Annotated in this window: 22 protein-coding genes; 14 read left to right on the top strand and 8 right to left on the bottom strand. The window is 69.3% G+C overall.

The window, feature by feature from the left end:
• Positions 1–37 precede the first annotated feature (37 nt).
• Positions 38–658, bottom strand: coding sequence for an SAF domain-containing protein (locus AC2D10_RS04630; RefSeq protein ID WP_484710759.1), 621 nt, complete (start codon positions 656–658; stop codon positions 38–40).
• A gap of 97 nt (positions 659–755) precedes the next feature.
• Here AC2D10_RS04630 and AC2D10_RS04625 point away from each other — a divergent pair, with 97 nt between their 5' ends.
• A complete protein-coding gene (locus tag AC2D10_RS04625; protein ID WP_484710758.1) occupies positions 756–1034 on the top strand; it encodes a helix-turn-helix domain-containing protein in 279 nt (92 codons plus the stop codon).
• Here the strand turns inward: AC2D10_RS04625 and AC2D10_RS04620 are convergent.
• Positions 1022–1633, bottom strand: a complete 612-nt coding sequence (locus AC2D10_RS04620) for a hypothetical protein (protein ID WP_484710757.1) — start codon at positions 1631–1633, stop codon at positions 1022–1024. The two genes, AC2D10_RS04625 and AC2D10_RS04620, sit on opposite strands and share 13 nt — an antisense overlap.
• 127 nt (positions 1634–1760) lie before the next feature.
• Here AC2D10_RS04620 and AC2D10_RS04615 point away from each other — a divergent pair, with 127 nt between their 5' ends.
• Complete coding sequence (locus AC2D10_RS04615; protein ID WP_484711803.1) at positions 1761–2147, top strand: Rv3235 family protein; 387 nt, start codon at positions 1761–1763, stop codon at positions 2145–2147.
• Positions 2148–2171: 24 nt separating this feature from the next.
• Positions 2172–3656 carry a sensor histidine kinase gene (locus AC2D10_RS04610; RefSeq protein ID WP_484710756.1) on the top strand — a complete coding sequence of 495 codons (1485 nt, stop codon included), beginning with the start codon at positions 2172–2174 and terminating at the stop codon, positions 3654–3656.
• 81 nt (positions 3657–3737) lie between these two features.
• On the opposite strand, the gene AC2D10_RS04605 is transcribed toward AC2D10_RS04610, so the two are convergent.
• Entirely contained in the window at positions 3738–3986 is a 249-nt protein-coding gene (locus tag AC2D10_RS04605; RefSeq protein ID WP_028503730.1) for a WhiB family transcriptional regulator, read from the bottom strand.
• Positions 3987–4219: 233 nt separating this feature from the next.
• Between AC2D10_RS04605 and AC2D10_RS04600 the strand changes: the two genes are divergently transcribed.
• Positions 4220–4606 carry a hypothetical protein gene (locus AC2D10_RS04600; RefSeq protein WP_484710755.1) on the top strand — a complete coding sequence of 129 codons (387 nt, stop codon included), beginning with the start codon at positions 4220–4222 and terminating at the stop codon, positions 4604–4606.
• Between the two features lie 55 nt (positions 4607–4661).
• Here AC2D10_RS04600 and bcp read toward each other — a convergent pair whose 3' ends face one another.
• The 3 genes from bcp to aroA are packed head-to-tail and all read right to left on the bottom strand — an operon-like array spanning position 4662 to position 7537.
• On the bottom strand, positions 4662–5135 hold the full coding sequence (bcp, locus tag AC2D10_RS04595) for a thioredoxin-dependent thiol peroxidase (RefSeq protein ID WP_484710754.1): 474 nt from the start codon (positions 5133–5135) through the stop codon (positions 4662–4664).
• Between the two features lie 9 nt (positions 5136–5144).
• On the bottom strand, positions 5145–6215 hold the full coding sequence (gene rsgA / locus AC2D10_RS04590) for a ribosome small subunit-dependent GTPase A (protein WP_484710752.1): 1071 nt from the start codon (positions 6213–6215) through the stop codon (positions 5145–5147).
• On the bottom strand, positions 6212–7537 hold the full coding sequence (aroA, locus tag AC2D10_RS04585; RefSeq protein ID WP_484710751.1) for a 3-phosphoshikimate 1-carboxyvinyltransferase: 1326 nt from the start codon (positions 7535–7537) through the stop codon (positions 6212–6214). Before aroA ends, rsgA begins: the two co-directional genes overlap by 4 nt.
• Before the next feature lie 49 nt (positions 7538–7586).
• Between aroA and AC2D10_RS04580 the strand changes: the two genes are divergently transcribed.
• From AC2D10_RS04580 to AC2D10_RS04570, 3 genes are read left to right on the top strand one after another with little or no spacing between them, the layout of a single operon-like run.
• Complete coding sequence (locus AC2D10_RS04580) at positions 7587–8252, top strand: sigma-70 family RNA polymerase sigma factor (protein WP_484710749.1); 666 nt, start codon at positions 7587–7589, stop codon at positions 8250–8252.
• Complete coding sequence (locus AC2D10_RS04575) at positions 8249–8494, top strand: zf-HC2 domain-containing protein (RefSeq protein ID WP_484710748.1); 246 nt, start codon at positions 8249–8251, stop codon at positions 8492–8494. Before AC2D10_RS04580 ends, AC2D10_RS04575 begins: the two co-directional genes overlap by 4 nt.
• A 47-nt stretch (positions 8495–8541) precedes the next feature.
• Positions 8542–9840, top strand: coding sequence for a GNAT family N-acetyltransferase (locus AC2D10_RS04570; RefSeq protein ID WP_484710747.1), 1299 nt, complete (start codon positions 8542–8544; stop codon positions 9838–9840).
• Positions 9841–9921: 81 nt separating this feature from the next.
• Here the strand turns inward: AC2D10_RS04570 and AC2D10_RS04565 are convergent, their stop codons facing one another.
• Positions 9922–13617 (bottom strand): multifunctional oxoglutarate decarboxylase/oxoglutarate dehydrogenase thiamine pyrophosphate-binding subunit/dihydrolipoyllysine-residue succinyltransferase subunit, encoded by a 3696-nt coding sequence (locus AC2D10_RS04565; RefSeq protein ID WP_484710746.1) that lies wholly within the window; start codon positions 13615–13617, stop codon positions 9922–9924.
• A gap of 160 nt (positions 13618–13777) precedes the next feature.
• Here AC2D10_RS04565 and guaB1 point away from each other — a divergent pair, with 160 nt between their 5' ends.
• The 3 genes from guaB1 (at position 13778) to AC2D10_RS04550 (ending at position 17699) form a co-directional block, all read left to right on the top strand.
• Positions 13778–15232 (top strand): GMP reductase, encoded by a 1455-nt coding sequence (gene guaB1, locus AC2D10_RS04560; RefSeq protein WP_484710745.1) that lies wholly within the window; start codon positions 13778–13780, stop codon positions 15230–15232.
• Between the two features lie 92 nt (positions 15233–15324).
• The gene (locus tag AC2D10_RS04555) at positions 15325–16641 is read left to right on the top strand and encodes a hemolysin family protein (protein ID WP_484710744.1); all 1317 of its coding nucleotides are present in this window, start codon (positions 15325–15327) and stop codon (positions 16639–16641) included.
• Positions 16638–17699, top strand: a complete 1062-nt coding sequence (locus AC2D10_RS04550) for a hemolysin family protein (protein ID WP_484710743.1) — start codon at positions 16638–16640, stop codon at positions 17697–17699. The genes AC2D10_RS04555 and AC2D10_RS04550 overlap by 4 nt, the downstream gene beginning before the upstream one ends.
• Positions 17700–17777: 78 nt before the next feature.
• On the opposite strand, the gene AC2D10_RS04545 is transcribed toward AC2D10_RS04550, so the two are convergent.
• On the bottom strand, positions 17778–18845 hold the full coding sequence (locus AC2D10_RS04545) for an NADH:flavin oxidoreductase/NADH oxidase (protein WP_484710742.1): 1068 nt from the start codon (positions 18843–18845) through the stop codon (positions 17778–17780).
• Positions 18846–18901: 56 nt separating this feature from the next.
• Between AC2D10_RS04545 and AC2D10_RS04540 the strand changes: the two genes are divergently transcribed.
• Genes AC2D10_RS04540 through AC2D10_RS04525 form a run of 4 tightly spaced genes read left to right on the top strand, consistent with a single transcriptional unit; the run spans position 18902 to position 22588 of the window.
• A complete protein-coding gene (locus tag AC2D10_RS04540; RefSeq protein ID WP_484710741.1) occupies positions 18902–19741 on the top strand; it encodes an NAD(P)H-hydrate dehydratase in 840 nt (279 codons plus the stop codon).
• Positions 19738–20973, top strand: coding sequence for a hypothetical protein (locus AC2D10_RS04535; RefSeq protein ID WP_484710740.1), 1236 nt, complete (start codon positions 19738–19740; stop codon positions 20971–20973). The genes AC2D10_RS04540 and AC2D10_RS04535 overlap by 4 nt, the downstream gene beginning before the upstream one ends.
• A gap of 3 nt (positions 20974–20976) precedes the next feature.
• Entirely contained in the window at positions 20977–21306 is a 330-nt protein-coding gene (locus AC2D10_RS04530; protein ID WP_484710739.1) for a thiamine-binding protein, read from the top strand.
• A 52-nt stretch (positions 21307–21358) separates the two neighbouring features.
• Positions 21359–22588, top strand: coding sequence for an MFS transporter (locus AC2D10_RS04525; RefSeq protein ID WP_484710738.1), 1230 nt, complete (start codon positions 21359–21361; stop codon positions 22586–22588).
• Positions 22589–22593: the final 5 nt, after the last annotated feature.

The raw sequence follows: 22593 nt of genomic DNA, 5'->3' as shown, positions 1-22593 counted from the left end.
CGGGCCCGCGGTTCGGAGAGGGCGACGATGACGGACGTCACGAGCGGGCCCCGACAGGCACCACCGACAGCGCGTAGCCGCCGGTCATCGCGGCGAGCACGTCGGCGACATCTGCTCTGTCGATCACCAGCTCGACCGATGTGCCGGAGTCCGCCAGCACGCCTTCCGCCGTGACCACGTCGCGCACCGCGACGTCGGCGACGAGAATCTGAGGAACATCGAAGGCGCGACCGTCCTCGAGAGGGGGTGCCCCCCACAGCTCCACCACGCTGCCTGCCTCCACATCCTGTGAGATCCGAGAGCTGCTCTCGACGACGATCGTGGTCGTCCTCGCCTCGGACGCCGATGCCGCCGCGGATGAGGGGACCAGTTCGCCCTTGCGCACGGTCCGTGCGGCGACCTGCCCGTCCTTCAGACCGCCCGGAGACAGGTAGCGATCAGAGAGCGCGCCCAGCCCTACCTCCGCGACCTGGAAGTCGTCGGCTGCGAGCACCTCTCCCTGAGTGATGGTGCGGGATGCCTGGAGCACCGGCGTGACGTCGTCGGAGGCTGCGACGAGGAACCAGACGCCGGTGATCGAGGCCGCCACGATGGCGATGCCGATCAGGAAGCGGACGTCTCCGCGGAAAGCCCGACGAGATCGGCTGAGGAATGTCATGGCCATATCGTCACAGATCGCGGTGCCGCTGCTCCGGAGTTATCCACAGGCGGTGATCGCCTCGGTGGAGTGCATATCGGTGCGGGACAATGGGGTCATGCCCGAGCCGCTCGCTTCCGTCCCGCAGTATCTCGCTCCCGCTCAGGTGGCGGAGCTGCTGCAGCTCAGCATCGACGAAGTGGTCGATCTGATCCAGCAAGGACGACTACGCGGAGCGCAGCTCGGATCACCCGCGCGGTGGCGCGTCGAGGAGTCCAGTCTCGGCGAATATCTTTCCGAGCAGTCCGAGGTGGCGCGCCGGATGGCGCTGTGGCGCCAGTCGCAGACCGCGAGCTTCCCCGAGATGTGGGGGACCACGAGCGCTCAGCGGCGCTGATCCGAGAGCGTTCGCACCGCGACGACGGCGGCGAACGGAATCATCCGGAATCCCTGGACCGCGCTGGCGAGACGTGCTGTTCCGGCATCGTGGACGGCCAGATCGAGGTGATCGGCCCCCGCCCGATCGATCGTGCCATGGACGTCGTCTCCGACGAGCACGTCGAGGTGCACGGGGACCCGTCGTCGCGCGAGGTCGCGCAGGACGAAGCCGAATGTCATGCGCTCGCGCACGGAGCTGCTCGCATCCGTGGCGTCATCGAGACTCGCCAGCATGGTCCCGTGATCGGTGCGGACACCCACGATCGCGGTCAGCGGAACGATGCGCGTCGTGCGGCCGAGCGATGTGCCGTCGCCGGGTGCCGAGTCGACCATGACCCAGTCGGCCCCGAGGGAGCGCAACGTCACCGGGTGGCGCCGTCCGTTGGAGAGTTCGATCACCGCCGCTGACGCGGACGCGCAGATCTGCCGGAGCCGGGTGCGCAGGTCGAGTCGGGAGATGCGCAGGCGCTCGGACTCGGCGCTCAGGGCGGCTCGCTCGGTCTCCCACTCCGCGGCGAGCTGACCTTCGAGGTCTTCGAACAGTCGGTCCCAGTGCACGGGATCGAGCGTAGGACAGGCCGGAAGCGCCTGTACGAGTTATCCACATTCCCTCCCGAACCGCCGGTCGGCGGTGGTGCGGGCGTGCTCCACTGTCTCGCAGATCCCCGACCGAGAGCACGAGATGATGACGCTTCATGAGTACTTCGCCCCGCAACCGACCTCGACCGCCGCGCTGCCCGACCCGGCGCCCTTGCTGCGCAGCCTGACCACGGGAGTGCTCGAAGTGCTCGCGGGCGTTCGCGAGGTCGATCAGCTGGCCCGCTGGTTCAGCGAGGACGCCTTTCGCACCCTGGTGAGTCGATCGAATCTGTCGGCGCGTGCCCGCAGCGCGCGCGGCGTGGCCCCGGCGCGGCCGACGTTCTCGATTCTTTCCATCAGGGTCACCGAGCCGGTCGACGGCATCATCGAGGCGGTCGTGGTGGTCGCAGGCCCCGGCCGCACGAGAGCCGTCGCCGTGCGCCTGGAGGGCCTCGACCGCCGGTGGCGAGCCACGTCCCTGGCGGTTCTCTGAGGCAACTCACCCTAGGCTGGGAGTGTGTCGACGCTCAGTGATCTCGCCCAGGCCCAGGGACTCTTGACCGAGAGCGACGTGGAGTGGCTCCACAGGCTCGCGGGCGACGGCCAGCTGCTGGCCGACCTGGCCTCCGCCGACATCGTCGTGTGGATCCAGGCCGATGACAGCTCCTTCATCGCGGTCGCGCATGCGCGACCGAGCGGCGCCGCGACCCTGTTCTACCGCGACATCGTGGGGGAGCGTGTGCGACCCCAGTGGCGCACACAGGTTCAGGGCGCCTTCGACACCGCCGAAATCGTCGACTCCTCCTCCCCGGACTGGTTCGAGGAGACGCCGACGCGGGTCAGAGCCGTGCCGATCGTCATCGAACGTCGCAAGGATGAGAACGGTCCGCGGGTCATCGGCGTCGTCACCCGGCACACCAACCTCGGCGAGGCGCGCACGCCCTCGCGTCAGCAGATCACCTTCGACGAGTGCGCGAACGATCTCTTCCGCATGATCGCCGACGGGAGCTTCCCCGACCTGGCCGCCCCCACGTCGCCACGGCGCGGAGCGCCTCGCGCGTCCGACGGTCTCATCCGCATCGACGTCGACGGCGTCACGACGTTCGCGAGCCCCAATGCGCTCTCCGCTTTCAACCGCATGGGCTTCGACGACGAGCTCGAGGGGGAGTCGCTCGCCGAGGTCACCACGCGTCTCGTGCCTCCCTCCCGCCAGGTCGACGAGTCGCTTCCCGTCGTCGTGACGGGCCGCGCGCCGTGGCGCACGGATGTCGAGGCCCGAGGCGTCACCGTGTCGCTGCGGGCGATCCCGCTCAAGGACCACGGCACGCGGATCGGTGCGATCGTGCTGTGTCGCGACGTCTCGGAGCTGCGTCACCAGGAGCAGGAGCTCATCACCAAGGACGCGACGATCCGCGAGATCCACCACCGCGTGAAGAACAATCTCCAGACCGTGGCGTCGCTGCTGCGCATCCAGGCACGACGCACGCACTCCGACGAGGCGCGTGAGGCGCTCACCCAGGCCATGCGCCGAGTCGACTCGATCGCGGTCGTGCACGACACCCTTGCGCAGGGCCTCACTCAGAAGGTCGATTTCGACGAGGTGTTCCACCGCGTGCTGAAGCTGGTCGCCGAAGTGGCCTCGGCGCCCAACACCCGCGCGCAGACCCGGTCCACCGGACGATTCGGCGTGCTGCCCAGCGAGTATGCGACGCCGCTCGCACTCGCCCTCACCGAGGTCGTGACCAATGCGGTCGAGCATGGTCTCGCGGGTCAGGAGGGCATGGTCACCATCGACGCGACGCGTACCGAGGAGAACCTCCGGGTCACGGTGCACGACACCGGCAGCGGGCTGCCCGAGGGGCGTATCGGTCAGGGCCTGGGGACGCAGATCATCCGCACGCTCATCCAGGGCGAGCTCGGCGGCAGCATCGAGTGGCATGGCAGCGATGGCGTCGGCACGCAGGTGGTCATCGACATTCCGCTGCGGTGGCTCGACAACTGAGCCGCGGGCGGGGTGGGGCGCCCCTTAACCGGCGAAACCCGACATGCCCTCAGGCACGTCGGGTTCTCTCGGTCTGCGCGGTCAGGAAGCGCGGCGGGCGCGAGCGGCGCGACGCTTGAGCGCGCGGCGCTCATCTTCGGAGAGACCGCCCCAGACGCCGGAGTCCTGGCTGGACTCCAGTGCGTACTGCAGGCAGATCTCGGTGACAGTGCAGGTGGCGCAGACGGTCTTGGCCTTCTCGATCTGATCGACCGCGGGTCCGGTGTTCCCCACAGGGAAGAACAGTTCCGGGTCGACAGTCAAGCAGGCGGCCTTATCGCGCCAATCCATGGGGGCTCCTCGGTGTGGATTATCTAGAACGATCGCGACGCGATGGCTCGGATTCGGGTGACGGCTCGGGTTCCGCTACCCTATTCAGATGCGGACGGATGCCCGCGTTTTGTGATGCGGACGAAGCGTCCGCCCCACGCCGCTGTGGGAGCACATGACGCTGTCTATTCTGTTACATGAAACCAGCGAAATCAAGGGTTTTCGTCCTTCCCATCCGATTCTCAGGAGATGACGTGCGCGCACCGCGACTGGCACTGACCGCCGCCGCCGTTCTCGCTCTCGAAGGCGCGGTGCTGCTGATCTTCGCCGTGATCGAGCTCGTGGGCCTCGGCGCGGGTGACGCGGCGTCACTCCCGACCGCCATCGCTCTGATCGTGCTGACCCTCATCGGGGCGGTGTGCCTGTTCGCCTTCGCCGCCGGCGTACGTTCCGGCCGCTCCTGGGCGCGGTCGGGTGGAGTCGTGTTCCAGGTGCTGGCGGTGGCGCTCGCCCTCGCATCGCTCACGCTGCAGCCGATCCCGTGGGCGTTCACCACGGGAGTCGGACTGCCGGGGCTTGTCGGGTTCGCCCTGCTGATCTCGAGCGCGCGCAGCGAGAGCCAGCAGCGTTCAGCCGACTGAGGTGCGGCCTCTCCGCGGCAGGCCGTGACGAATCGAGGTCGACCGGCGCGCCCGCTCAGGCGTCGATGCCGAGAAGCTTGCGCAGCCGGGCCACGTGTCCCGTCGCCTTGACGTTGTACTGGGCGAGCGTGATGACACCCTCCTCGTCGAGCACGAAGGTGGAGCGGAGGACTCCCTCGACCGTCTTGCCGTAGTTCATCTTCTCGCCCCAGGCGCCGTACGCCGTGTGGACGGCATGGTCGGGGTCGCTGAGCAGCGTGAAGGTGAGCCCGTCGCGCTCGCGGAACTCGGCGAGCTTCGCGGGCTCGTCACGGGAGATGCCGATCACGCGGTACCCGGCACCCTGCAGCGACGAGATGCTGTCGCGGAAGTCGCAGGCCTGCGTGGTGCAGCCCGGGGTCATGGCGGCGGGGTAGAAGTAGAGGATCGTCTTCTGCCCGCGCAGGTCGCTGAGGCGGACGGTCGAGCCGTCCTGATCGAGCAGGGTGAAGTCGGGAGCGGCGTTACCGGTGTCGAGGCGCTGAGTCACCGTCACAGCCTATCGGCCGGGCGTCTGCTCTGCCTTGTCGGAGAACGTCTGCAGCAGTCTCTGCAGCGAGTCCAGACGCGCGCGTCCGGTCTCGGTGAGATCGCCTCGCTCGGCCGCCTCGATCAGCGCGCAGTCGGGGGCATCCGTCAGGTGCGTGCATCCGCGCGGGCAGTCCTGGGCGATCTCGGCGAGCTCGGTGAATGCGGCGAGGATGTTCGCGGGGTCGACGTGGCCGAGGCCGAAGGAGCGCACGCCAGGGGTGTCGATGACCCAGCCGTTTCCCTCGGCGCCCTCATACCGCAGCGACACGGTCGAGGATGACGTGTGGCGACCGCGGCCGGTGACCTGGTTGACGTGGCCGGTGGCGCGCAGCGCGGTCGGCACGAGCTGGTTGACGAGCGTCGACTTGCCCACGCCGGAATGACCCACGAACACGGTCGAGTGGCCGACGAGCGCGGCACCGATCTCCTCGGTGGGCATCTCGTCGCGGGCGCTGGTGAACACCCGCAGATCCAGCCCGTCGAAGTGGGAGAGGAAGTTGGTGGGGTCGGCCAGGTCGGTCTTGGTCACCACGAGCAGGGGACGGATGCCGGCGTCGAGAGCCGCGACGAGATAGCGGTCGACGAGGCGTGCCCGGGGTTCGGGGTCGGCGGCCGCCACGACGACCAGCATCTGATCGGCGTTCGCGACGATCACGCGCTCGACCTGGTCGGTGTCGTCGGCGCTGCGGCGCAGGAGCGACGTGCGGTCCAGCATGCCGATGATGCGGCCCAGCGTGCCCTCGGCGCCGCTCGTGTCGCCCACCACGCGCGCCTGATCGCCCGTGACGATCGGGTTGCGTCGCAGTTCCCTGGCGCGGGTAGCCGAGACGGTGCGCTCGTCGTCGGTTCCCTCGTCCATCAGGACGGTGTAGCGGCCGCGGTCGACCCCGAGCACGCGGCCGACCGTCGCGTCCGCGTGGGCGGGTCGTCGCTTGGTGCGCGGCCTGTTGGCCTTCGGGTTCGGGCGGGAGCGGATTCTGCTCTCGTCGTAGTCCTCGAAGTCGTCATCGAGGTCATTCGTGTCGTCGAGCCAGCTCACGCGTCCGCGCCTCGCAGCATCCGTTCCCAGAGCAGCGTGAACTCGGGGAGGGTCTTCGCGGTCGTACCGATGTCGTCGATCTCGACACCCGCCACGCGCAGGCCGATCAGCGCGCCGGTGGTCGCCATCCGGTGATCGTGGTGCGCGGCCCACGTGCCGCCGTGCAGCGGGCGGGGAATGATGCGCAGGCCGTCCGAGAGCTCCTCGGCCTCGCCGCCGAGCGCGCGGATGTTCGCGATGAGCGCGGCGATGCGGTCGGTCTCGTGCAGTCGGATGTGGCCGATGCCCCGGATGGTCGTGGGCGTCGTGGCGAACGCGGCGAGTCCGACGAGGGTCGGAGTGAGCTCGCTCGCGGGGGACAGATCGATGTCGATGCCGTGGATGCTGCTGCCCGCGCGCACCGTGAGTGCGCCACCGTGGCGGCTCGTGTGCGCACCCATCGCCTGCAGGATCTCGGGGAGCAGGGCTCCGGGCTGGGTCGAATGCGCGGGCCAGCCGGTGATGGTGACGGATCCGCCGGCGACCAGAGCGGCGCCGAGGAACGGTGCGGCATTGGAGAGGTCCGGCTCGATCGCGATCTCCTTCGCGCGCGGCACGCCGGCCTCGACGAGCCACTCGCCGACGGCGGGCCGCTCGATGCGGATGCCCCTCCGACTCAGGGCCTCGATGGTCATGTCGATGTGCGGAAGGCTGGGCAGGCGCTCACCGGTGTGCACCAGGTGGAGCCCGACGTCGAAGCGCGGCGCGGCGAGCAGCAGACCGGACACGAATTGGCTGGACGCCGAGGCGTCGATCTCGACGCGACCGCCGCGGATGCGGCCATGACCGCGGATCGTGAACGGCAGCGCCCACGTTCCCTCGTCGTCGATGTCGACGCCGAGGTCGCGCAACGCGCTGATCAGCCCGCCCATCGGACGATGCAGAGCCGTCTCGTGCGCGGTGAGATGCACGTCGTTCGCCGCGAGTCCGGCCAGCGGCGCGATGAACCGCATCACAGTGCCGGCCTGGCCGCAGTCCACGGTGACGCCGCCGGTGAGCTTCGCCGGGGTCACGATGAGGTCAGGACCGAACTCGCCGCCGTCGTCGACCTCCTCGATCCCGACGCCGAGTGCACGCAGCGCCTCGATCATCCGGCGGGAGTCGTCTGAGTGCAGCGGTGCCACCAGCCGGCCGGGCCCGTCGGCGATCGCGGCGATGATCAGTTCGCGATTCGTCAGCGATTTCGACCCGGGAATGGTGAGTGTGGCGTGCACGGCGTCGGCGGTCGTGGGCGCGGCGTAGACGCCCCGGGCGGGGGGAGGGGAATACCGGTTGGCGCTCATCGGTTTCCACCTTAGTGAACGGCGACGTACCCGCCGAGAAGGAGACAGCATGCTCGCCACGTTGGAGCGCGAAACGGTGGACATCAGCGGCCTAGACTGGCCGGTGATGGATGACACCGTAACCGCAGCCACTGTCGGCGACCCGCGACGCGAATTCGAAGAGCAGGCGATCCCGTTCATGGATCAGCTCTACGCCGCCGCGATGCGCATGACCCGCAATCCCGCCGACGCCGCTGACCTCGTGCAGGAGACCTTCGTCAAGGCCTACGGGTCGTGGGCGACGTTCTCGCAGGGCACGAACCTCAAGGCGTGGCTGTACCGGATCCTGACCAACACGTACATCAACATCTACCGCAAGAAGCAGCGAGAGCCGTTCCAGGGCACCATTGACGAGCTCGAGGACTGGCAGCTGGGCGGCGCGGAATCCACGACGGCCTCACACGGTCGTTCGGCGGAGGCCGAGGCGATCGATCGGATGCCGGCATCCGTCGTCAAGGACGCCCTTCAGGCGGTCCCGGAGGACTTTCGGCTGGCGGTGTACCTCGCCGACGTCGAGGGCTTCGCCTACCAGGAGATCGCCGACATCATGAAGACCCCCATCGGCACCGTGATGAGCCGTCTGCATCGTGGCAGACGGATGCTGCGGGAGCTGCTGGCTGATTATGCCGCTGAGCGAGGCATCGCCGCGGCGACGAAGATGAGGAGCACGGAATGAGCGACTGCGGTTGCGACAAAGCGCGTCTGGATCTGGAGGAGTACCTCCGCAACGAGGTGTGCAAGACCGAGCACACCGAGATCCGCGAACATCTCGAGAACTGCCCATCCTGCCGGGACGAGGCGCTGGTCGCCACCACCCTGACCGAGGTCGTGGCACGGGCCTGCAAGGAGACCGCTCCTGAGGAGCTGCGCGATCAGGTGTTCGCCCGCCTGCGCGAGGTGCAGGCGTCTCAGCACTGAGCGCTGCTGTCGTCGGCGATGTCGGTCGACGACTCTAGGCTGGAGTCATGACGATCATCGACTCCCGTGACGTTCCTGCCGACGAGATCTCGCGCGAACGGCTCCGTGCTCGCTCGCTCGACTACCGGGTCGTGGACCTGGCCGACGAGACCGGGGCGGAGCCGTATCAGCGGGCCGTGCACCGCGGCTTCCTCGGCGGCGAACCCACCGCCGAGGTTCTCGCGCACGAGCGATCGACCCTCAGCACGCGTCGCACAGTGGGCGTCTACGAGGCCGACGCCTCGACCGCGGCTCGCCCGATCGGAACCGTCGACGCCTGGGTCACCCCGATGACCATCCCCGGCGGTGAGCTCGACATGTGGGCGATCAGCGGCGTGACCGTGGCCACCACGCACCGACGTCGCGGGATCGCCCGGGCACTCCTCGAGGGCGAACTACGGGCCGCGGCATCCGCCGGCGTGCCGATCGCGGGTCTCACTGTCTCCGAGGCGACGATCTACGGGCGCTACGGCTTCGGATCGGCGCTTCCCGCCGTCCGCTACACGGTCGACACCCGCCGCGCAGGCTGGGCGGGCTTCGAACCGGCCGGCCGCGTCGAGTACCGCGAGCAGGCCGAGCTGGTCGACGACCTCGCCGCGGTGCACGAGAGCGATCGCGGTTCGCGGTCGGGACGCATCCCCGGGTGGCCGAAGCGCTGGGAGGGCTTCGCCGGTGTCGCCCCCGGCGAGACCGACCGCGAGAAGATCCGTGGCGTCCGATACCTCGATGTCGCAGGCGACGTCCACGGAGTCCTCGTCTACGCGCTCGAGGAGCGGGGCACCACGTTCCGGCACGCGCTCCGCGTGCGCGCGCTGTTCGCCGACACCGCGGATGCCCGCGCGGCCCTGTGGCGCTTCGCCGTGCAGCACGACCTGGTCGACGAGGTGACGGCCGATCTGCAGACGCCCGATGACCCGCTGCCGTGGCTCGTCGCCGATCCGCGTGGCGTGACGCAGGAGATCCACGACCACGGATGGCTGCGCATCATCGACCTGCCGCGCACGCTCGAGGCCCGGCGATACAGCGCGCCGGTCGACCTCGTGATCCGCGTGGAGGATCCGCTGGACTTCACCTCAGGTACCTGGCGACTCCGTATCGACGCAGACGGCCGCGCGACGGTGGCGAAGAGCGACGACACCCCGGACGCGACGATGGGCGTCGCGGCGCTGTCGTCGCTGTACGCCGGGGGAGTGCGCGCTGAGTCGCTGCGCGGAGCCGGACGCCTCGCTGCCGAGCAGCTCACCGTCGAGGCCCTGGACCGGGCCTTCGTCGCGTTCCCCGCCCCGTCGCTCGACATCTGGTACTGAGCTCCGGCTCGCTGAGCACAGACGCGAAAGGGGCGTCCTGACCAGAAGGTCGGGACGCCCCTTTCGCGTACGAGACGCGGCTCAGCTGATGGTCAGAGCCTCGCGCAGCAGGGTCGCCTGCTCGGCCGCGTGCACCTTGGACGAGCCCGTGGCCGGGGAAGCGGATGCCGTGCGGGTGACGGGACGGAAGGTCCGGTCACCCGGGACATCGGCGAACGCCAGTGCCAGGAACGGCCAGGCACCCTGGTTCTCCGGCTCTTCCTGCACCCACAGCAGCTCGGCGTTGGGGTACGAGTCGGTGATGGCCTTGAGCTCGTCGATCGGCGTCGGGTACAGCTGTTCCAGACGGACCAGAGCGACCTCGGGGTTCGGGTTCTTCTCGACCTCGGTGCGCAGATCCCAGTGGACCTTGCCGGAGTGCACGAGCACGCGCTTGACCGCGGACCGATCGAGAGCGCGGTCGTCGTCGATGACCGGCTCGAAGCGGCCCTGCGTGAACGCCTCGACCGGGCTGGTCGCTCCGCGCAGACGCAGCATCGCCTTCGGGGTGAACACGATGAGCGGCTTGCGCGGCCGAGCGTAAGCCTGGCGACGCAGAAGGTGGAAGTACGACGCGGGAGTCGACGGACGCGCGACGATCATGTTCTCCTGCGCGCACATCTGCAGGAAGCGCTCGATGCGCGCGGACGAGTGGTCCGGCCCCTGACCCTCGTATCCGTGGGGGAGCAGCAGGGTGACGCTGGACTGCTGACCCCACTTCTGCTCGGCCGCCGAGATGTACTCGTCGATCACGGACTGGGCCCCGTTGACGAAGTCGCCGAACTGCGCCTCCCAAAGCACGAGCGCCTCGGGAGCCTCGACGGAGTAGCCGTACTCGAAGCCGAGCGCGGCGTACTCGCTGAGCAGCGAGTCGTAGACGAAGAAGCGGCCCTGTGCGTCGGACAGGTTCGACAGCGGGAGCCACTCCTGACCGTTCGCACGGTCGTGCAGCGAGGCATGGCGCTGCACGAAGGTGCCGCGGCGCGCGTCCTGACCGGCGAGACGCACGGTCGTTCCCTCGACCAGCAGCGAGCCGAAGGCGAGCAGCTCGCCGAAGCCCCAGTCGACGGAGCCGTTGCGGCTCATGTCGAGACGCTTCTCGAGCAGCTGGTTGATCTTCGGGTGCACCGTGAAGCCCTCGGGCTTGTTCACGAATGCGTCACCGATCAGCTGGATGACCTCGTTGGGAACTCCGGTGACATCGGGGGCACCGGTCTGCTCCTCGGCGGGAGCCGCACTCTGCGCCGCGATCGGCGTGGCGCCGGTCTCGGCGGCGTGCGTCTCGGCGAAGGCGATCTCCAGGCGGTTCTGGAAGTCGGCCTTGGCCTCGGCGTACTCCTCTTCGGTGATGTCACCACGGCCGACGAGGGACTCGGTGTACAGGCGACGAACCGAGCGCTTGGCCTGGATCAGGTCGGTCATCAGCGGCTGCGTCATCGAGGGGTCGTCGCCCTCGTTGTGGCCACGTCGGCGGTAGCACACCAGGTCGATGACGACGTCGCGGTGGAAGCGCTCGCGGTATTCGAACGCGAGCTGTGCGACGTGGATGACGGCCTCGGGGTCGTCGCCGTTGACGTGCAGCACCGGCGCCTGGATGGTCTTCGCCACGTCGGTGGCGTAGATCGAGGTGCGCGCGTCGCTCGGGGTCGTGGTGAAGCCGACCTGGTTGTTGACGACGACGTGGATGGTGCCACCGGTGCGGTAGCCGCGCAGCTGCGACATCTGCAGCGTCTCGACCACGACGCCCTGACCGGCGAACGCCGCGTCGCCGTGCACGAGGATCGGGAGCCACGCGAAGGTGCCGATCGGCTTGCGGTCCTGCTTCGCGCGGACGATGCCCTCCAGCACGCCGTCGACCGTCTCGAGGTGCGAGGGGTTGGCCGCCAGGTACACAGGGAGTTCGGACTGATCGTCGGCGACGAAGGTGCCCTGGGTTCCCAGGTGGTACTTCACGTCACCCGAGCCGCGCTGGTTGCCGGGCGTCTGCGTGCCCTCGAACTCGCGGAACACCTGGCCGTAGGTCTTGCCGGCGATGTTGGTGAGCACGTTGAGGCGACCGCGGTGCGCCATACCGATCGCCGCACCGTCGAGGCCGGCCGTCGCCGCCCCCTGGAGAATCTCGTCGAGCAGCGGGATCAGCGACTCGCCGCCCTCGAGCGAGAAGCGCTTCTGACCGACGAACTTCGTCTGCAGGAAGGTCTCGAACGCCTCGGCCTCGTTGAGCTTGCGCAGCACGCGCAGCTGCTCGTCGTGGCCGGGCTTCTGGTACTTCACCTCGACCTTCTCCTGGAACCAGCGCCGCTGCTCGGGGTCCTGGATGTGCATGTACTCGATGCCGAGCGTGCGGCAGTACGAGTCGCGCAGGACGCCGAGGATGTCGCGCAGCTTGGCGATGCGCCGGCCGCCGAATCCACCCGTGACGAACTCGCGGTCGAGGTCCCAGAAGGTGAGCCCGTGGCTCTCGATCTCGAGGTCGGGGTGCGAGCGCTGCACGTACTCCAGCGGGTCGATGTCGGCCATCAGGTGGCCGCGCACGCGGAAGGAGTTGATCAGCTCCTGCACGCGGGACTGCTTGTCGACGCGCTCGGCGAGATCGACGGCGATGTCGTGGTTCCAGCGGATCGGCGCGTACGGGATGCGCAGTGCCGCGAAGATGTCGTCGTAGAAGCCGCGCTGCCCGATGAGCAGCTCGTGCACCTTCTTGAGGAACTCGCCGGAGCCCGCACCCTGGATGACGCGGTGGTCGTAGGTGCTCGTGAGCGTGATCGTCTTGCCGATCGCCAGCTCGTTGAGCGTGCGGTCGCTCGCGCCCTGGAACTCGGCCGGGTACTCGAGGGCCCCGGCGCCGATGATGCAGCCCTGGCCCTTCATCAGACGCGGCACCGAGTGCACCGTGCCGATGCCGCCGGGGTTGGTGAGCGACACCGTGGTGCCCTGGAAGTCCGCGGCGGTCAGCTTGTTGTTGCGTGCGCGGGTGACGAGGTCTTCGTAGGCGACGAGGTACTCGGAGAAGCTCATCGTGTCGGCGCGCTTGATGCTCGGCACCATGAGCGCGCGTGTGCCGTCGGGCTTGGGCAGGTCGATCGCGATGCCGAGGTTCACGTGCGCGGGGGAGACGACGGACGGCTTGCCCTCGATCTCGGCGTAGAAGACGTTCTGGCTGCGGAACTCGTCGAGCGTGCGGATCAGGGCCCAGCCGATGAGGTGGGTGAAGCTGATCTTGCCGCCGCGGGTGCGGGCCATGTGGTTGTTGATGACGATGCGGTTGTCGATCATCAGCTTGGCGGGCACGGTGCGCACGCTGGTCGCGGTGGGGACGGTGAGCGACTCGTCCATGTTGGCGGCGAGCGTCTTGGGCAGACCGCGCAGCGGCGTGACCTTGTCTTCCTCGGCCGCGTCGACGGCCTCCTTCGCCGCGGGCTTCGGGGCCTGCGCGGGAATGGGAGCGGCAGCTGCAGGCTTGGTGGTCGTGCGGGCCACCGGCTGCGATCCGATCACGGGGATCGGTGCGGTGACAGGGTGCGCGGCGCTCGGGGCATCGGCGGGTGCCGGTGCTGCGGGTGCATCAGAGGCAGCCGCTGGAACCGCGGTGTCGGAGTGGTACTTCTCGAGGATCGGCCACCACTCCTTGTCGACCGAGTCGCGGTTCTCCTTGAACTGCTCGTAGAGCTCTTCGACGAGCCACGAATTGGCTCCGAACCCCCCGTCGCCCCCGACGCCGGTCACCTGGTTCGACACTCTCGATCGCCCTCTTTCATCGCTGAAGCTCACTGTGCTCACGAAGGGCGCGGATTGCGCCCGGGTTCGCACACTCTCGACTTCCCAGCCTAACGTGTTTCCCTCCGGCCGTCGTGGAACGCACCGACCAGGGACCCGTGGATCTCGGTACCGTGGAGGCATGGAGTTCTCCGGCGCGCTGCCCACTGTCGATCTGACGTATTCAGATGTGTTCCTGGTGCCACGGCGGTCTCAGGTCACGAGCCGCCTGCAGGTGGACCTTGCCCCGGGCGACGGCACGCCAGCCACGCTCCCGCTGGTGGCGTCGAACATGAACTCCGTCACCGGACCGCGGCTCGCGGCTGTGATCGCCCGACGCGGCGGGATCGCCGTGCTCCCGCAGGACATGCCGCTGCAGGAGCTCGACGCGGCCATCCGAGACGTCAAGGCGCAGCCGGTGCTCTGGGACACGCCGCTGGTGCTGCCGCCGGAGGCATCGGTCGCCGATGCGCTGCGCCTGCTGCCCCCGACCGCAGGACACGGGATCGTCGTCGCCGACGGCCCGTCGCCCGTGCACGTCGACCGCATCCGGGGCATCCTGCCGGCGACGCGACTCGCGACCGCGCTGCCTGATGCGCAGCTCGGCGACCTGGTGCGGTCGGGCACGCCGTCGATCGACGCGGACGACATCGGCTCGGAGCGGCACGCATTCGACGTGATCACCGACGCCGACGTCGAGATGGTGACCGTCGTGCACCACGGACACCTCGTCGGCACCCTCAGCGCACGCAGCGCGCTGCGCTCCACCCTGTACCGTCCCGCGGTCGATGCGGACGGACGCCTCGCGGTCGCTGCGGCGGTGGGCATCAACGGCGATGTGGCCGCGAAGGCGCGGGCACTCGCGGCGGCCGGCGTCGACGTGCTCGTGCTCGACACCGCGCACGGCCATCAGGATTCGATGCTGCGGGCCCTGCGCACCGTGTCGGCACTGGGCCTCGGTCTGCCGATCGTCGCGGGCAACATCGTCACCGCCGAGGGCGTGAAGGATCTCGTGGACGCCGGGGCGTCGATCCTCAAGGTCGGCGTGGGACCGGGGGCGATGTGCACCACGCGCATGATGACCGCGGTCGGACGGCCCCAGTTCTCTGCTGTGCTCGAGACCGCCGAGGCCGCTCGAGAGCTGGGAGCACATGTCTGGGCAGACGGTGGCGTCAGGTACCCGCGCGACGTGGCGCTGGCGCTCGCGGCCGGCGCGGCATCCGTCATGGTGGGCTCCTGGTTCGCCGGCACGATCGAGGCGCCGGGTGAACTGCAGAGCGATGCCGACGGACGGATCTTCAAAGAGTCGTGGGGGATGGCCTCGACCAAAGCGGTGCAGGCGCGCTTCGGTCGCCTCGATGCCTACGAGCGGGCGCGCAAGGAGCTCTTCGCCGAGGGCATCTCGTCGTCGAAGATCTATCTCGACCCGCTGCGCCCGGGGCTGGAGGATCTTCTCGACATGATCACCTCGGGCGTGCGCTCCTCGTTCACCTATGCCGGCGCCGCTTCCGTCGCCGAGTTCCACGAGCGGGCGCTGGTGGGCCTGCAGTCGGCCGCGGGATACGAGGAGGGGAAGGCGCTGCCCGTCAGCTGGTGAAGATTCGATAGAATCGTCGTCACCATGGACGACCCTCCCAGTTGCAGAACTTCGCCCCACTGTCCGCCCCTCCATCCGGAGGGGAACCTCTGATGGACTACATCATGTTGGGCGTGGGGCTGCTGCTCACGATCGGCACCGGCCTGTTCGTCGCGAGCGAGTTCGCGCTGGTCAATCTCGACCGCGCTGAGCTCGAAGCGCGGCAGGAGCGCGGGGAGACCCGACTCTCCCTCACGATCAGTGCCCTGAAGCACACGTCGACGCATCTGTCGTCGGCACAGCTCGGCATCACGCTGACCACTCTGCTCACCGGCTACACGATGGAGCCGGCGCTGTCGAACCTGTTGCGTCCGACTCTCGTCGCCTGGAACATCCCCGAGCCCGCCGTCGCTCCCATCGCCACCGTGGTGGCCATGTTCGTGGCCACGGTGCTCTCGATGATCCTCGGCGAACTCGTTCCCAAGAACTTCGCGCTGGCCCTGCCCCGTGCCACGGCCAAGCTCGTGATCCCGTTCCAGACCGCGTTCACGGCGGTGTTCCGTCCGGCCGTCGTCGTGCTCAACGGCAGCGCCAACGGGGTGCTGCGCGGCATGGGCATCGAGCCCAAGGAAGAGCTCTCGGGCGCCCGCAGCGCCGAGGAGCTGTCGTCGCTGGTGCGCCGCTCGGCCAGCGCCGGTGTGCTCGAGGCCGACACCGCGACGCTGCTCGATCGCACCCTGACCTTCTCGCGTCTCTCGGCGGCCGACGTCATGACAGCCCGCCCGAGCATGCACGCGATCGCGGCAGGAGACACGGCCGACGACGTCATCCAGCTCGCCCGGCGCACCGGCCACAGCCGGTTCCCGGTGTACGACGACGACCTCGACGACATCACGGGCGTGGTGCACCTCAAAGCCGCGATCTCCGTACCGCGCGAACGTCGCACCGAAGTGCCGGTCGGCGCGCTGTCGACCGACCCTCTGCGCGTGCCTGAGACCGTGCACGTCGACGCCCTCATCTCGGAGCTGCGTGCCCGCGGCTACCAGCTGGCGATCGTGGTCGACGAGTACGGCGGAACGGCGGGCCTGGTGACCCTCGAGGACCTCGTCGAGGAGCTGGTGGGCGAGGTCGCCGACGAGCACGACCGCACCCGCGCCGGCGTGGTCCGCAACCTCGACGGCATCACCTTCCCCGGCGAGCTTCGCCCCGACGAGCTGCGCCAGCGCGCCGGCGTCGAGGTGCCGGAGGGCGAGGTCTACGACACGGTCGGAGGCTTCGTGATGAGTGTGCTCGAGCGCGTCCCGGTCGTGGGCGATGAAGTGCCGGTCGACAGCGGGCGGCTGCAGGTCGTCCGCATGGACGGTCGCCGCGTCGATCGTGTGAAGTACGTCGCGAGTCCGCAGCAGAGCGAAGAGGAGGCCGCCCGATGAGCGATTGGGGAGGACTCGCCTGGCTCGTCGTGCTGCTGGTCGCGAACGCATTCTTCGTCGGCGCCGAGTTCGCGGTGATCTCCGCACGGCGCTCGCAGATCGAACCGCGTGCCGAAGCGGGGTCGCGATCGGCGAAGACCGCGCTGTACGCGATGGAGCACGCGACGCTCATGCTCGCGACGTCGCAGCTCGGCATCACGATCTGCTCGCTGCTGATCCTGAACGTCTCAGAGCCGGCGATCCATCATCTGCTCGCCGTGCCGCTGCACGCGTTCGGCTGGTCGGACGGGGTCGTCGACGTCGTCTCGTTCACGATCGCGCTGCTGATCGTGTCGTTCCTGCACGTCGTGTTCGGTGAGATGGTGCCGAAGAACCTCGCGTTCTCGGTGCCCGACCGGGCCGTGCTGCTGCTCGCCCCCGCACTGGTGTGGGTGTCGAAGGTGTTCATGCCGGTGATCTGGGTGCTCAACGCCGCGGCGAACGGCGTGCTGCGTCTGTTCCGGGTGGAGCCGAAGAACGAGGCCGCCTCGACGTTCACACTCGACGAGGTCGCCACGATCGTCAACCAGTCGCGCCGTGAGGGCGTGCTGATGGACACCGCGGGTACCGTGGCGGCCGCTGTGGAGTTCACCGACAAGAAGGCCCGCGACGTGGCCGTTCCGCTGAGCGATCTGGTGACGCTGCCGCAGTCGACGACACCGGATGACATCGAGAAGGCCGTGGCACGCTACGGATTCTCGCGGTACGTGATCGTCGACGACGAAGCGACTCCGATCGGCTACGTGCACCTGAAGGACATCCTGCGCGCGTCCGAGGGCCCCGAGGCCGAGCGCAAGATGGTGCAGCCCGTTCCGGCCAAGCGCGTGCACCACATGGTGCCGGTGCAGGAGGACACGGATCTCGAGGATGCGCTCGCACTCATGCGGCGAGCCGGACGCCATCTGGCGAAGGTGCGGGACGCCTCCGGGCAGACGACCGCCGTGCTGTTCCTCGAGGACATCCTCGAGGAGCTGGTCGGCGAGGTGCAGGACGCGACGCGTCGCATCCGCGGCCGCTGACCGTCCCGCCACCGATCCACGCGCACGAAGGCCGCCGAACCCCGAGGGGATCGGCGGCCTCCGTCGTCGCGTCCGGGCTCAGCGCCAGTGCGCGCGGTCGTACTGCGGCGGCCAGGTGATCTCGGCACCGAGCTCGTGCGCGGCACGCAGAGCGAAGTGCGGGTCGCGCAGCCACTCGCGGCCGGAGAAGATCGCATCGGCCGCGCCCTCCGCCAGCACCTGCTCCGCCTGTTCGGCAGCGGTGATGAGGCCCACGGCCGCGACCGGGATGCGGCCGCCCTGGCGCACACTCTCAGCGAGCGGCACCTGATACCCGGGGAACACGCTGATCTGCTGGTGTGCGACGAGACCGCCGCTGGAGACGTCGATCAGGTCGGCGCTGTGCGCGGCCGCCCATTCGCCGACCTGCGCCGCCTCGTCAGCCGTGAAGCCGCCCTCGGCGTGGTCGGTCGCCGAGATGCGCACGAACACCGGCACGTCGTCGCCGACCTCGGCGCGCACGGCGTCGAGCACGCGCAGCAGCAGACGCGCGCGGTTCTCGAGCGTGCCGCCGTACTCGTCCTCGCGCTGATTCGACAGCGGTGACAGGAACTCGTGCAGGAGGTAGCCGTGCGCGCCGTGCAGCTCGAGCACGTCGAATCCCGCGTCGATCGCACGACGAGCGGCGGTGGCGAAAGCGGAGACGATCTCGTCGATGCCCGCGGCGTCGAGCGCGACCGGCTCGGCGAACCCCTCGTAGGCGACGGCGGAGGGGGCCTTGGTCGTCCACCCGCCCTGGTCGTCGGGAACGGATCCGCTCTCGTCAGCCCAGGGCCACCACGTCGACGCCTTGCGTCCCGCATGCGCGAGCTGCACGCCGGCGGCCGCGCCGCGATCGTGGATCGCCTGCACGATCGGTGCCCACGCGTCGCGCTGGGCATCGTTCCACAGGCCGGTGTCACGCGGCGAGATCCGGCCCTCGGGCAGCACCGCCGTGGCCTCGGCCACGATCAGCCCCGCACCTCCGGAGGCGAACTGAGCCAGATGCGTGTGGTGCCACTCCTGCACGACACCGTCGACGGCGCTGTACATGCACATGGGCGAGACCCACAGGCGATTGCGGACGGTGAGGGATCGGATGCGAAGAGGAGAGAAGAGAATGCTCACCTCTCGACGGTACAACGCGGTGAGTGGCGCCAAGGCCGTCGGGCTAACGTGGAGTCATGGTCGAGGTTCGCGAGTGGTCCCGGAGCGACGCCGCCCGATTCCTGCGGGTGCCGACGCCGGACGACGACAAGTACTCACGCGGCGTCGTCGCGCTGCGCACGGGCTCGGCCGCATACCCGGGAGCCGCGGTGCTGGGTGTCGAGGCGGCGTGGCGCGCCGGTGCCGGATTCGTGCGCTACGTCGGCGAGCAGCGGCCTGCGGACGCCGTGCTGGCGCGACGGCCCGAGACGGTCGTCGGAGCCGACACCGGTCGCTCGCGGATCGACGCCTGGGTCATCGGCTCCGGAACGGATCCCGACGAGCGCTCCGATGCCGAGACGTCGGCCCTGCGCGAAATCCTCTCGGGCTCCGCGGTCGTGGTCGTGGATGCCGGCGCCCTCGACCTCGTGCCCGGCAGTCGTGCCCCCCTGCTGCTCACCCCGCATGCGCGGGAATTCGCCCGGTTGCGCACTGCTCTGCGGATGCGGGAGTCCGACGACGGCGACCGCGTGGGGGCCGCTGTCGAGGTCGCGACCGCGCTCCGCGCCACGGTGCTGTTGAAGGGCGCGCGCACGGTGGTCGCCGGATCTGACGGGCAGGTGATCGAGGTTGCGGCCGGCACCCCGTGGCTCGCGACCGCCGGCACGGGAGACGTGCTCGGCGGCATCCTCGGTGCCCTGCTGGCGGCGAATACCGGCGCCTCCGTCGCCGAGGTCGCCGCGGCCGGCGCCTGGCTGCACGGCTGTGCCGGACGACTCGCCTCCGACAGCGCGGGTTCGGTCACCCCCGGGCATCCGATCGTCGCCCTCGACGTGGCGCAGGCGCTGCCGAGGGCGATCGCGGATCTGCTGGCATGAGGCGCTCCGCGATCGCGCGGCTGACGCTGCTGTGGTGCGTGTTCCTGACGGTGCACCTCGTCACCGCATGGACTGGGTGGATCTACCCGAGCCAGCCGATGGGCGACGTGGTGCTGGTGTACGAGCCGTGGGCGTCCGACGCGCTCAGCGGCGGCGCCGTCGTGGGGGTGACCGAGACCTGGGTGTATCCGCAGCTGGCTCTGGTGCCCATGCTGCTGACGAAGGTCCTGTCGATGCCGCTGATCCCGATCCTCGGGGTCTCGGGGGCCTACCTGATCGCCTGGGCGGTGCTGGTCACCGTGCTCGACGCTCTCGCGTTCGCGGTGCTGCTCGGCCGTTCGCCGTCGCGCCCGCGCGCGAGTGCGGCCTGGTTCTGGAGTGCGGCGCTGCTGCTGCTCGGACCGATCGCGGTGTACCGCATCGACGCGGTGACGGTGCCGCTCGCTCTGGTCGGCGGCCTGTGGCTGGTGAGCCGGCCCGCGCTCGCCGCCGCTCTGCTGACCGTCGGGGCGTGGATCAAGATCTGGCCGGGAGCGCTGCTGGTCGCCGCCGTCATCGCTCTGCGCGCACGGATCCGCATGCTGGTCGCTGCCGCCGCGGTGTCCGCCGCCGTGATCGTCTCCCTGCTCCTGCTGGGCGCCGACAGTGAGGTGTTCGGGTTCCTCACCGCGCAGGCCGGCCGAGGGCTCCAGATCGAAGCGGTCGCCGCGACGCCGTTCCTGTGGCTCGCGGTCACCGGCTCCGCCCGCATCGAGTACAGCTTCGACATCCTGACCTTCCAGATCACGGCCGAGGGAGTGAACCACGTCTCCGCCGCACTGACCCCGGTGATGCTGGTGCTGGTCGCCGCGCTCGCCGCCATCGGTGTGTTCCTGGTGCGTCGCGGTGCGTCCTTCGCGCACGCCTTTCCGCCGCTGGCCCTCTCGATCGTCGCCGCGCTGATCGTCGGCAACAAGGTCGGCTCCCCGCAGTTCCAGACGTGGCTGGTCGCGCCGATCCTGCTGTGGCTCGTGCTCGATGGGGCCCGCGCTCGCGTGCCTGCCGTCCTGGTGCTGGTCCTCTGCGCGCTCACGTGCCTGGTGTACCCGCTGAGCTACGACGCGCTGCTGCGTGCCGAGCTGTTGCCGGTTCTCGTCCTCACGCTGCGCAATGCGCTGCTGCTCGTCCTTCTCATCGTCGGCATCCGCGCACTCGTGCGGGTGCCCGTCCGTCCATCGACCCACCGGGAGTGAACCATGCTGATCGCCTTCTCCGTCGCACCGAGCGGAACCCCTGCCGAGGGAATCGAACGTATCGATGCCTCGGTGCATGATGCGGTGGCCGCCGCCGTGCGCGTGGTGCGCGAATCCGGGCTTCCGCACCGCACAACCAGCATGTTCACCGAGGTCGAAGGCCCCGACTGGGACACGGTGATGGACGTCGTCAAGCGCGCCACCGAGGCGGTGATGCCGTTCGGGTCCCGCGTCTCGCTCGTGCTCAAGGCCGACATCCGACCCGGCTACTCCGGCGAGCTCGACGCGAAGCTGGACCGGCTCGAGGCGGCGATCGAGGACGCGACGGAGTAGGCGCACCCGCCGGGGGCGTTCGGTGCTCCGCGCAAGCGACTAAACTGATCCGGTGAATCCCTCGACTGAATCGAGGGGTGCGGCGAAGTGGGCGCTCCTCTCCCTCGCCATCGGCAGCTTCGGAATCGGCATGACCGAGTTCGTCATCATGGGCCTGCTGCCCGACATCGCCGGCGACCTCCTGCCGTCCCTCTGGTCGAGCAGCCAGGAGGACGCGCTGAGTCAGGCCGGCTGGCTGATCTCGCTCTACGCCCTGGGCGTGGTGATCGGCGCTCCCACGATCGCCGGCTTCGTCGCCCGCTATCCGCGGCACCGCGTGATGCTCGTGCTCGCCCTCGCCCTGACGGTGTTCAACGCGCTCACGGTGGTGCTGCCGACCTTCGAGCTCGTGGGCGTCTCCCGCTTCCTCGCCGGTCTTCCGCACGGCGCGTACTTCGGCATCGGAGCTCTCGTCGCCGCCGACGTCATGGGCCCGGGCAACCGCGCCAAGGGCGTGGCGTTCATCCTCACCGGGCTCACCGTCGCCAACGTCGTGGGTGTGCCGCTGGGGACCTTCCTCGGCCAGCAGTGGGGGTGGCGTGCCGCCTTCGCGGTCGTGGCGCTGGTGTTCGCGCTCGCGACCGGGTGCATCGCGCTGTTCGTGCCGCGTCACCCCGGCACTCCCGGTCGCACGATGCGGCAGGAGCTCGGGGTCTTCCGCATTCGCCAGGTGTGGTTCACCCTGGGCGTCGGCTCGATCGGCTTCGGCGGCTTCTTCGCCGTCTACAGCTACATCGCACCGCTGGTGACCGGTGTCGCGGGATCTCCGGAGTGGGTGGTGCCGATCGTGCTGGTGCTGATGGGGCTCGGGATGACCGCGGGCAACCTGGTCGGCGGACACCTGGCCGACATCGACCTGCGTCGCACGCTGCTGTGGGGTCTCGTGGCCTCCGCCACCGCCTACGCGCTCCTGGCGGCGCTGTCGTTCTGGATCGTGAGCCTGTGTCTGCTCGTGCTGGTGGTCGGCTTCGTGTCGGCCGTGCTGAGCCCGACGATCCAGACGCGCCTGATGGACGTGGCAGGCGACAACCAGTCGATCGCCGCGGCCATGAATCACTCGGCTCTCAACATCGGCAACAGTCTCGGCGCCTTCCTCGGCGGCGTGGTGATCGCGGCCGGCTGGGGATTCGCGGCACCCGCGTGGATCGGCGTCGCGCTCGCCCTCGTCGGACTGCTCATTGCTCTGCTGTCGTACCGCGCCGAGGCCCGCTCCAGCGCTCCCGGCGTGCTCGTCGCGTCCTAGAGTGG

Source organism: Microbacterium sp. PI-SA-G (genome assembly GCF_057215335.1).
The sequence above is the reverse complement of the archived record's forward strand: the minus strand, read 5'-3'. Positions and strand labels throughout refer to the sequence as shown.